The sequence below is a fragment of the Vreelandella andesensis genome (assembly GCF_003989795.1).
In the GTDB taxonomy this organism is placed as follows: Bacteria; Pseudomonadota; Gammaproteobacteria; order Pseudomonadales; family Halomonadaceae; genus Vreelandella; species Vreelandella andesensis.
In genome coordinates this window covers 26,491-39,376 of record NZ_RZHG01000014.1, presented here as the reverse complement: position 1 = coordinate 39,376, position 12,886 = coordinate 26,491, and the positions used below count along the sequence as shown (strand labels likewise).

1 protein-coding gene (cut by a window edge) is annotated in these 12,886 nt (G+C 56.7%); it reads right to left on the bottom strand.

Annotated elements, in window-relative coordinates:
• Window positions 1-12,886 carry part of the coding region annotated (locus tag ELY33_RS07330; RefSeq protein WP_167470056.1) for an LEPR-XLL domain-containing protein on the bottom strand (this coding region is incomplete at its 3' end). Its footprint begins 20,447 nt before the window's first position, so 12,886 of the 33,333 annotated nt are shown.

Sequence of the window (12,886 nt, the reverse complement as noted above, 5' to 3'; positions counted from 1 at the left end):
CATAGGTCACCAAGGCATCGGTTCCAGTTGAGCCCTGAACATCGATCGAAACACTGTCATCGCCCTTGATCCAGCCGGTGACGACCAGCTGTTCACTCAACGCGATCTCCGTATCACGGGCATAAAGGCCGGCATCCGGCTGCCCCAGACCGTCGTGGACATTGTTGCGTAACACTTCCATTACACGGCCTTGAACACGCAAGGTCTGCGCTGCCTGGACGTCACCCACAATCTGGATGCTGTCTGCCTGTAGCGTGGTCGCATCCATCAGTTTGGCGTTAAAGGTAAACCCACCGGCCTGGGTGCGATCCTCGACATCACCGACGTACATGTCGACGTTATCGCCCTCATGGCCGATGGTGATTTGCGAGAAGCCCGTTTGCAGCGCCGAAAGATCGCGCATCCCCAGCTCCATAAAGCCGGTTGCGCCATTGATTGAGTAGTCGTTGCCGTAGGTCGACTGTCCCGCCGAGCCAATACGGTAGCCCTGGCCCGTCAGCGCCATGGTGCGCAAACGCAGCTCGCCGCTGCCGCGCACCTGGTTATCACCGGAAGCGAAGTCGATATCATCGGCCAGAAGACGCAGGGAGCCGCCGCTGGCGGCTTCAATCGCGCCTGAACGCAGGCTCAGCAGGCTTTCGCGTGCCGCTAGCTCAACATCAATCAAGCCAGCGATGGCATATAGCCCGCCTTTGCTACCGCGCCCGCCATCAACAATTCGCAGACTGTCGCTTTCACGAATGACGATATCCGCCAGATTACTGGCGGTGCCCAGATTTACCAGCGTCAAGGCATCAAGTTGGGTGGTCAGGGTGCCGCGAATACCGGCCGCTTGCAGGTTGAAGTGGCCCTGCTCGGCGACAAGATCAGCCAGGCGCACATCCAGCGCGCCGGCCGTGGTCAGTTCAAGATCTACCGAGCCCCAGGAATAGCCATCTGCCTGCGTCAGTATGAGGTCTGCAGTGGCCGTTTCATTGATGACCACCGCTTCCACAGCGTCATCCATACTCAGCGTGCGATCCCCATAGCTCAGGCCGCGATCGCTCAGGTTAAGCGCGCTGTTCATCGCCAGAGTATCGAAGGTCAGCGTATCACCGCCGCTGCCACCGGCGATCTCCATCCCACCGACCCAGTCAGCGCTGATGTCGTTATTACCCGCTTTAAGGTCCAGCACGGCATAGCCGGTGTTCTCGATGCGAATGGCGTTGTCGCCGCCACGCACTTCAATTTCTACTTCACTGGCACCGGAAACGGTAATCCGGTCGTTACCGGTACCGGTAACGATGCTGTCCTTCCCGGTACCCATGTCGATGATGGCCGCCCCCTGGCCACCCTGGAAAGCGTCGTTACCCTGCTCACCGAAGAAGCGCATGCCGGAAACGTCACCGCCGATAAAGCTGTCGTTGCCTTTGCCTCCGCGAATAACGCTATCGGAAGCACCTCCCATGATGATGAAGGTGTCGCGCCCGGCGCCGCCGTCGATATTCAGGGTGGCATCAACGCCGCGTCCGACGTACAGAGTGTCGTTGCCGCTGCCCCCGGTAAACACGATATTGCTTACGCCGCTATGCTGGGATGTTTCTCCCAGCGCACTGACCTTGACCGCACCGGCAATAGCTTCACCTTTGTCATTGGTCACAGCTTCAACGCGGTAGCTCTCATGGAGAATATCGCCATAGAGTTTGCCGCCGGCATCGCCGTAGCGGTCGATGACATCACCGGCGTTAAGATACAGGGTGTTGCCTACCTGCGTGGTGATCACCGGCGGCGCACCCCAACTCCAGCTATAGCCTCCGGATACACTGATACCGGCGATTGTTGCCGTCGCTTCAAGTGAGGCGCTCGCCTCGGTCAGTTCGATTTCGCCACTAAAGCCGGCCAGGGTTTCGTTGATTTCGAAGAAGCCCAGATCCAGACTAATATCCAGTGAGCCGTAGACACTGGCAGCAAACAACTTGTTACTGAACGTCATCGACATGCCGGCGTTGAGCTCGATAATCGCCATGTCAACGGTGATATCCACCGCGCCGGTCAGCTCAAAATCACCGTCCGAGCGCATATAACCGCTGGCATTCACCTCAACAAAGCCGAAGAAGTCGATACTGGCCTGATCAAGGCGAATCTCGAAAACGTCATCGACGATGCTCATGCCGCCTTCGAAGTCGACATTGAAGGCCAGAATTTTGATGGCGCCGTCCAACTCAAGGTTGAACAGCGTGTTGCCAGCAATGACGTCGCCACCCAACGTGGTGTAATCGCTGGAACCGGTATTAATTTCCAACAAGGCGTCGGCATTTATACCAATGGATGCGATGCCCAGTGACACGTTGGTTTCAGCACGCAGAGCAAAAATGGTTTCCGAACCATCGTTAATAAACGCCGCCGCACCAGCAAACTCCAGGGCACCGAAAGCCCCGAGATCCAGCGTCATGTCCAGATCAGCCTGAAGACCGCTGCTGTCGATCAACAGATCCACAGCGCCGGCCATCTTGATAACGCCGACGCTGATGGCCCCGCCGCCAGAGATACGCAGCGTCTGCGCACCCAGATCAACCCGCTCGATTTCGCCGGGAATGACATTGCCATTCTCGTCCAGCTTGAGCATATCGACCCGCTGGGTGCTGCGTGTTGTGTTGATCTGCAGCAGCGCGTTCGCTTCAAGCGAGAACACGCCAGCCACTTCGATCAGAGTGCGATCTCTGGGCGTGCCCACCTGCAGACTGCCATACAGACCGGCATCAACGCCGGTGTCCAGCCCAAGGGTACCCGTTGCGGACACTGGCTCCAGCACCGGCAGATCCAGAGTCATGTTCAGGTTGAGCTCGGTGCGCTCTTTAGCCACCAGTACGCTGAAACCGCCCTTCATCGCGAGCGCATCAAGCAACGTCAGCGAGCCATTGCCCGCCAGCGCCACAAAGAAGTCACTGGGTGTTTCCTGACCCGGCGGTATATTGCTTATTTCTAAAATATCGGGAAGGCCACGACTTGCCTCGAATTCTTCAGGCACGTCATAGGTCACCACATCGCCGGTGGTGTTCATCACAAACTCAAGGGATTCAACATTCAGATCGACAGGTCCAAGTTCAAGATCGACCTCAGTCAGTCCAAATCGTGCCGCCAACCCGGCTCTGTTCAGCACCAGCAGTGCTTGCGCATTACCCGAGAGGAAGCCACCCACCTCGGCCGACGCGTCGGCAAAAATCGTGAGCTCATCGTCAGTCAGTTCAAGCTCAAAGACACCGTCAAGCGTGGCGAGACCAAACAGATCGAAGTTGGCCTCCCCTTGTACACGCACCAGACGTTCATCGAACATCAGAACCACCGGCTCGTCGGGGTTACCGGTGTCGATACGGTAGCCCGCCGCTATGCTGCCGTCTGCCGTCTCGTAAGTGGATCGACTAAAATCGACGACAGCGAAATCACCGCCACTGATCGCCTGGTTCAGATCCAGGGTGAGGCTGCGCGCCGCCAGCGTCAGGCCATCAATACCCACCAGGCTGGCAGAGACCAGATCCGCCTGCACTGCGGCATAAGCAGCCGGGTTGGACAGATCCGTGTCCAACATCAAGACGGCCCCCATGGTCAGGTCTTCAATGGCCAGCCCCACGGCGATGTCGTTACGCACCGAGCCATCAATGCGTCCGTCGCTGTTGTTACCCCAGTAGTCGCCAACCCCATAAAAACCAAAGACGTTCGTCATGCCTAAAGCCAGTGAGGTAACCTCGCGTTCCTGACCATTAGAAAGCGTGACCGTCTCACCGCCAAGCTTGGTAAAGGCTACCGAACCGCTCACCTGCAGGAAGCCAGACAGGCCCTCGAAGTATTCCACCTTGGCCTGAATGATTTCCTGGTCAAAGTCGAGAAACACAGGGCTATCCGGGTCTCCCGTTTCCACTCGAAGACCCTGCTCACCAAAGACCGGCTGACCGATTTTTGGCAGCGCCAGTTGGTTAAACACACTGGTGAGATCGCCATCCAGGATGCCCTGGACACCCTGGAGGATTTTGAAAATATCCTCGACGCTACCCAGCGGCAGGCCAGGTGGCAATTCTGGTAGCGCCGGAAGCTCCAGGCTCGGCAGATCAAGCTTAAGCTCATCAAACAGCGCGGACGGGTCCAGGCCGCTCTGGGTCAGGTCGATGTAAGGCATCGGCAAAATAAGGGCCGCTTTTTCAAGCCCCTTGATCAGGCCGGTATTAATGTTGACTTCAATGCCCTCAAGACGGGCATCAAGCACCTCTTCCATACCGCGCAGCGCTGCTGAGCCCACGCTCGCTTTACCCGAAATATATTTGGGCAACGATTTCTCGATCCCATCGATTTTGATGCCCGCAAAGCCGGTGGCTGTCATCAGGGACAGGCCAAGATCCACATCCCGTACGTCAAGACCAATAAAATCATCGGAGTCGGGATCACCGATGCCCGCATAACCACTCAGGTTGGACGCGCCAAGCGTCATAATCTCAACATCGTGGTAGATGGCGTCCAGGCCAAGGTTAGAGAGAATACCCGTCTCTACCCTCACCAGTTGACGGGTTTCACCTTTGCTGAACGCCATGGAGCCTTCAAGGTGCAGGAATTCGGCCACCGATATCTTCGCGTGCTGTACGCTGGCGGCAATCTGGACGCGCTGATCATGATCCAGAAAAACCGAACCGCCCGCCGTTTGCATTTCTCGCCCTTTAACGCCATAGGTACGCTGAAAATCAATCCAGGCAAATGCATCGGTCTCTGGTGCCTTCGCCGCAATGTTCATAGCAGCGCGGACGTTCTGTAGTGTCGCTGTCAGTACCGGATCAAGCCCTACTACACCGGCCTGGTCAATTTGCAGATCCATGGCATTCAGGGTGTAGTCATCGTTCCGGTATTGGCTGAACGCGAAGTCCACGCCGTTGGCAAAGATACCAATAGCGCCGTCCGGGTCACCCACGCCGAAATAGGGGTCGCCAATACCGACAAAGGCATTCATACCGGTGCCAACGATGTCGATGGTATCGAAGCTTTGCCCCGTATCGGCCAGGTCCGTGCCCAGAATGACGTTGTCTTCTTTGCCCAGGGCAAAGCTGATATCACCGCTGAGATGTACAAAATTGTCGATCGCGAGGGTTGCGCCGGCCAGATCAATAGCAAAGATTTCGTCGCGGCCACCGTCAATGTCCAACACCAAATGGCTTTCGCCACCGGTGCTGGCCTCGATACCACCCACATTCCCGCCTAAGCCAAGAGGAATCGACAGCTCTTTGGCACTGTAATCAATCACCCGGCCGTTGCTGGCGGTATTGATCACCAGCTCGGCCTGATCGGCTTTAAGCGTCAATGCCGGCATGCCGATCAGGCCAATGAAATTAGTGCTTGCTTTGGCACTGACCCAGGCATCGCCCCCTAGCCCCAGCACCAGCGCTGCGGCCAGATCCAGATCGTCGATCGCCAAGCCTGCGCCGCCGTCATTGCGATCACCGACACCTGCAAAAATATCCAGATTAGCGGCGCCCAACGTGAAATACATAACGTCTTCGATGCTGCCATCGTTGAGTACCAGCGTTTCGAACTCAAGTTCGATTTCCATGAACTGTTCAAAACGTGCCAATCCAAACAGGTCGATATCAAACAGGCCGTTAAACTGCAGCAAGCTACCGATGCTCGGCAGTTGTCCGAAATCAAACGCGATATCGAAGTCAGGCAGGTTAAGTCCGCCCAGTAAGGCCAGTAGATCCGGCAGCTCAAGGTTGGGCCAGTCAACGTCAGGGAACAACTCACCGAGCGACAGCTCCGGCCAGTCAACGCTGGGCACAGAAGGCACGTTAAACGTGAGCCCGGGCAGGTCCAGATTGGGCAGCGCCAGGGCCAGATCTGGGAAGCTGATATCCGGCCAACTGACGTCAATGTCAAAGCCCAGCTCCAGCGCCAGATCCGGCAGGCTCCAGTCGGGCAAGTCCATATTCAGCCCAAGGTCAGGCATGCCAATATCGAACGAAAGATCCAGGTCACCAAAATCCAGCGGCGTCAGATCAAAGTTGATACCCAGTCCATCGAGAGGGTTCTGAAGGTAGGAAAAGCCGATATCGAAGGCGTCGATATCCACGCCCGGCAGTCCGACAAAACCCAACCTGCCGATGTCGGTCTGCATCACAGTCCACTGGCGATTGGTGTTGTTGCGGTCAGTCAGGATGCCCAGGCCAAAATCGAGCTGTTCGATCTCAAAACCGAAGCGGTCGTCGCCGCCCAAATCCACACCCACGAAGCCATCAGCGCCTTCGGCACTAAACGTTAGTGCATCCACCGTGGTGGTCGTGCCATCGTTCAACGCGATCTTTTGCGTCTGATTTGAGAAGGTGAAGCGGCCATCCACCTGCACTGCATTCAGCAGGTTCAGCGAAAGATCACCGCTGATACCCTGCTTGAGACCTGCCATATCAAAGACGATATTGGTTTCATCGCCTGAATCAATTTCTTCGCTGCCAAGCTTGACGCCAAGCCCGCGGGTCAGGGTCAGTGGCGCGGCAGAATAGTCAATCGCGCGCCCGCTTTCCGAGGCGGTATTGATGATCAGGTCGACGGCATTGGCCTCGACGGTCAGAAGATCGATACCCGTGAAGCCGGCTTGAGTTGCAGACGCCTTGGCGCTCACCCAATACTCACTCGGGTCGGTGACCTGCACCGCTATACCCAGTCCAAAGTCAGCGTCCTCAAGTCCGAAACCAATCCCATTGTTACCCGCGAAGAAATCGATATTTTCTTCAGCAAAGGTCATCAACGCCACGGTCGCCTCAGAGCCGTCGTCCAGAGTCACCGAGAAAAACTCCTGCGACAATGAGACATCCAGCTCAACATCAACGAGGTCAAACGCTTTTAGATAGAGTGTGCCATCGACTTCGAAGCTCAGCGTCTGACCATAACTCAGGTCAAAGTCCGCATTGCGCATACCGGCCTGAATGGTATCGCCCAGGGCAAACGCCAGCGCGAAATCGGTGCCGCTGGCATTCAGCGCACCATCGGCAACGCCAAAACTCATATCGCCAGACAGGCTGACTATGCCAAACAGGTCAGCGTCGACGCCCTCGGCTTCGAAGAAAACCTCGCTGCCGTCGGAAACACCGAAGGCTTGCTCAAAGGTGTAGCTGAGCGCACCCAGAGTGATCACGTCATTGGCCGCAATACCGGGATCGTTTTCGCGGTAGCGGAAGGTAACGGCATCTGCACTCACACCGGCGAAGTTGTCAATTGCCGCGGCAAATTCGCCATTTTTGGTCTCGAAACCCAGGCTATCGGGGCCCATCACCAAACCGATATCAGCACCTTCGACGCTGACACCCGCGGGGCCCGCGTCAAGGCTTGCGCTCACGCCACGCCCGATTGCCAGCAGCTCGTTGCCAAGCTGGCCAAAGGCAAAATCTCCGCGCAGGCTGATCAGATCACCAATGGCCAGGTCAACGTCCTCGCCGCTAACCTGCATAAACGGCGTATCAGCGAGCTGCACTTCCTGGCTGGTAAACTCGATGCTGATATCTTCACCACCCACGGTGAAGGTGTCGCTGAATGCGCCCGTAAATTGGCTGTAGCGCAGCGTCAGCGTAGAAGCCATGGTCACACCGGTCACACCAACAAGCGATACCCGCCCGGTGATATAACCCGCTTTGGCACCGTCCTGTTCAATGAAAAAGCCCTGGCCATTGGTGAGCTGAAGACCAATGCCACTGCTGAGATTGTCACCAATAAAGCCATTAACCTGATTGCCGATGACCACGGTAGAGCCGCCCACCGATTGCGACGTGGCAAGGCTGAATACGCCGGAAAGCTCAATCCCGGGGAAACTCAGGTCGAGCTCAAGCTCAACGGCGACCTCAACCCAGACAGTGGCGTTATCCTGACCCGCCGCATCGATCTCCAGAACGCCGAAGTCTCCCTCCAGCGTAATCGCGCGCCCAAGGTCGTTGAAGTAGATCACCGCATCACCGCCGGCTTCGACGCCGGGCAGCTCTAGATCGCTGGTGAAGCTCAGACGCCCGACCATGCTCTCACCTGGCAGAAGAGCAAAGACCCCCTGGGCATCGCTAATATCCAGACTGACATCACCGGTACCAGCACCATCAAAACCGTTAATGCTGGCATCATTAAAATAGGCGACCAGCTGATCGCCGTCGGCGGTGGTCGATTTTTCAAAGCCGACTTCGCCGCTGACGTCAATACCCATCAGGCCGACCGTGGCCAACTCCGATCTCATCGACAGGTAGCCAGGGCCAGCCTTGGCATCCAGCGTTACGCTCTGACCGCCCAGCGTGAAGGTTTCTTTAACGCTGCGCTGCATGGTGTTGAACGTGGCGCTGAAGGCATTAGCGTCAAGCGTTACCCCGGGCACACCGCCCAGCAGGGCAAGATCACCACTCAGGGTGCCCGCAACGCCTTCACTATTAAGCAAAAGACCGCCACTGCCGTCAGCGAGATTGATCATCTCAGTACCGGCAATCTCTACGGTAAAGCCCATATCCACACCGGCAATGCGTGTTTCACCGGCGGCGGCGTCAAACAGCAGCTGGTAAGTACCAGCAAGGGCAAAGAGCCCATCAATTTCCAGGCTGCCACCAAAATCGACCTGAATATCTCCCTGCGAATTGGTGCTGAACGACCCATCACCATCAAGGGTGACTACGCCCGCAACCACCGCGCTCAGCCCTTGCGCAGCAATGGCGATATCACCGTCAGCCACGTTGTCGGCAAACGTAAAGCTGATGTCACCGACCGCGAGCGTCTCATTCTTGGTGGCGCTGGCTCCAGATGCATAGCGAACGCTGACCGCTGTGGCGCTGACGTTGGCCAGCGGGTCAAGTGAGGCCGCAAACTGGCCTTCCTGTAGTGCGAATACAAGGCCTCCAGTGCCCTTGTTAATCAGGCCAAAAGAAGCATTGCTGAGCGACACCGAGGCGGGGCCAGCGTCCAGGCTGGCACTGACGTTGTTACCCACGGCGATCAGGTCATCACCGGCTTTGGCGAAGCCAAGATCACCGCTGAGGCTAACAAAACCCGCCACATCGGCACTGAAACCTTTCACGCCGAACGCCACCGTCTCCGCCGCGATGGCGTTGTTGAAGGTGTAGCTCAGGTCCAGCGCTTCCAGCGTGGTATCCGCCGCCACGGTGGTGGTGGCGTTGGTGTACTGGATGATGACTTCATCTGCGTTGACGCCGCCCAGGCCATCAATGGCAGCCGCGAAACTACCGTCTTTGAGTTCGAACGCGGTGCTGCCGTCAGCGCCGAGCACCAGACCAAAGGAGGCGTCACTCAGGCGAACGTAGGCCGCCTCACCGGCTTCCAGAGTGGCTGACACCTGACTACCGACCGCAACCAAGTCACCGTCGGCCTGACTGAACGCCACGTCACCACTGAGGCTGATAAAGTCAGCGACATTGGCGGCAAACCCTTCGACCCGGAACGCCACCGTATCGGCGGCAATGGCATCGGCGAAGGTGTAATTGATATCGCCAACATTCAGGGTTTCACCAGCGTCTACCGCTCCGGCGGCATTGGTGTACTGCACCCGTACATCTGCGGCGCTGACGCCGCCCAATGCATCCAGGTTGGCGTTGAAGACACCATTGGTCAGTTCAAAGCTGGTGCGTGCCGCCCCCACAATCAAACCGAAATCAGCGCTGCTCAGGCGGGCATAAACCGAGTCTGTTGCTACCAGGCTGGCACTGACGTTATTGCCCAAGGCAATTAGATCATCTCCGGTTTTGGCGAAGCCCAGGTCACCGCTGAGGCTGACGAAACCCGCCACATCGGCACTGAAACCTTTCACCCCGAACGCCACCGTATCCGCCGCGATGGCATTGTTGAAGGTGTAGCTCAGATCCAGCGCTTCCAGCGTCGTATCCGCCGCCACGGTGGTGGTGGCGTTGGCGTACTGGATGATGACTTCGTCTGCGCTGACACCGCCCAGTCCGTCAATGGCAGCCGCGAAGGCGCCATTGCTTAACTCAAATGCCAGCTCGCCGGTACTGTTACTCAAGAAACCGAAGTCGGCATCAAGGAGTTCCACATAGGCGGCATCGCCAGCAGCTAAACGGGCGTCGATCCCGGCGCCGGCTGCTATCAAATACTGTTCTTCACCGCGGGTTTCGCTGCTGAAGCCAAAGCGCCCACTCAGGCCCACAAAACCATCTACATCGAGGGTTAGATCGCCCACTGCTTCGATCACTTCGCCGCGGCTGCCGTCTATACCCAGCTTAAGAGCACTGTCGGTGCCAGTGGCAACCAAAAGCGCCTTGGCACCGAAATCCACCACCAGGTCCGCATCAAGATCAGCAACTAACCCAGGGCGAGCAATGCGCTCGCCTGCCTGAATCACAGTGATGACCGGCGCTTCTCCTTCATCAACGCTTGCGCTAATGCTGCTAAAATCAATGCCTGCCAACGCACCGTCGAAGTTAAGACGGAAGCCATCAGCTTCATTGCCTAGAACCACGACATGTCCGTCAACATCATCAGCGCTGTAGCCACCGTGTTGCGGTGCTGCTTGCTTTAACAATGTCACTAGCGATTGCGTTAACTTATGGCGTGCACTGCTGTCAGAGCGACCTTTGAGCAGCCCCACCACCGCCGCCTCGCCCAACAGCGCTAGCGTCATGGCACCCGTGGTTCCAGACGTATCAAGCTGAAGTTCGGTAGCAATAAGTTGATCTGTCTGGGCAACCGTTTCAGCTTGCGCACTTACATTGCGGTTGATAGCAAGCGTTAGATCCTGTGCCGCAAGTGTCAGGTCGTCTATACCGACCAAACCCACTGAGGTGGTATTGCCTTGCAGCGCCAACCATTTTTGCGACGCATTCTCTGCATCGCTCATTAACGCAAGACCGAAGTTCAGGTTATTCAGCGCTAACCCCAACGCTTCAGGTGTTTGGCCGTTCACGCCCGCAAAGGCTGACACTCGCTCGGCGCCCAGCGTTAACATATTCACTGCTCGGTCGCTGCCATCGGCGAGACGCACTTCAGCATTAGACCGCTCGAAGGCAAAGCTACCGGCCAACGAGAAGAATCCCGCCAGTTCCAGCGTGAGTTCACCGGCGGCGCTCAGCAGCGAACCGCGTGCCGCGTCAAAGCTCAGTACTATCATATCGCCGCCCCCGGTCGCAACGCTCAACGCCGTCGCGCTGAAATCAATCAACTGCGCGCCTTCAGAGGCCGTATTAATCTCCAGACGCAGCTGCTCTGCCGAGATCGTGATATCACTTGGCAGACCTTCCAATGACACACCACCGACCGTGCCTTGCAGCGCTAGCCACGTAAAACCGGTGTCGGCTTGGTCACTCAGCAGCGCAAGCCCCAGATTAAGATCGCTCAGCGCAAACCCCGTGCGCCCAGCACTATTGCCGTCAAGCCCGACGAAGCCTGATAGGTTACGTCCACCAACCGCTAACACATCTGCGGTGACGGGCTGTCCGTTGGCTAATGTCAGCGTTTCTTCGCCACGTGTAATAGATAAGCCGCCACGTGCCTGCACAAAATCACGAATTTCGAGTTCGGCGTTACTGACGCTAACACCTTGACGGTCAGTGGCTTCAAGCTTGCCAAAGGTATATCCCAAGCTACCCAACGCGAGCGTTTGGCTGCTCCAACTCTGATCGGTGTCGTTGAAATACAGCACTGCATCAGAAGCCGAGAGCGAGACTTGACTACCCAGCTCAGCAAACAAGCTACCTGTCGCCTCAAGCGCCAAACCATCAGCGCCGGCTACCAACCCCATTTGGGCGCTATTTAAGCCCACACTGAAATCACCCGCCGATAGCACAGCGGTGACGTCGTTAGCAGCCAGCAACACACGGTTGTTGGTGACATCGCGTTCAAGGCCAAACTCACCGCTAAGCGTCAGCGCATCGCCAATGCGTAAATCACCGTCCAACCCGATTAACAAGCGTGAATCCGACTCGGCATAGCTCAGCGATATATCACCGGCTAGCATTAACCCACCGGCGTCTAATCGAGCCGCTAACGTCAGCTCTGGATTCAGTGAATTGAAGTAATCAAGGTTGAGAAAGCTACCGAGATCATCAGCCGCAGCGGTGAGATCCGCACTCTCATCTAATAACGAAAAGCTAGTGTTCGCCCCCGCCACCAGATCGCTGGCAATCATGCCTGGAAGTAATTCGCGCGTTATCAGTGTCAGCGCGGTGTCGGTCTGCTCAATATCAAAATAGAGGTTTTGCGAAAGATCGAATAAACCACTGGCGCTATCGAAGCGTCCTTCTGCTTCAGCGAAGGTATAGATAATAAATTCATCGCCTGCCGTCGGCGTAAAATCGTCCCAAAGTGCAACGTTCAGCGTACCGCCAAAGCTCGCGGTACCCCCTACGTTAACCTGGTCGTATGCCTCGCTGCCGGTACCGCCAAGTTCAATAAGGACCTGACTGTCTGCCGAGTAGCTAAGGTCACCATCGAGTGTTTGTACGCCAGGGGAATTGCCGGGGCTATGAATACCACCGTCAATTACCACGTCAAACGGTGCCACACCACTGCCTGCCAGGGTGTCGTGGGCACCAATAGTTAACGTGCTAAGCGTTAGGGAATTTGCGTCGATATCGCCGCTAACATTGCCCGCTAGCGTGGTCATGTCTGCCACATCAACCCGCGTACCTACGACAGCGAATTCGCTATCCGCCGGTGCGTCGCGATCGTAGACCTCGACCTCCGACTCAAGTAGGCGGCGATTTTCCGACACTGAGTCGAGTACATGAACCTCCTGCGCCTCCAGCAGAAGGTCCTGACTCGCGTCACGCTGCATCATGGCCTGAACCGGTCCAAACACTGGATCAGCCGATAGCAGGACGCGCGGCTCTAACGGTTCGACTTTAAAAGCGTTTTTAATTAACTGGGCAATTTTGCTACGTTTGAACAT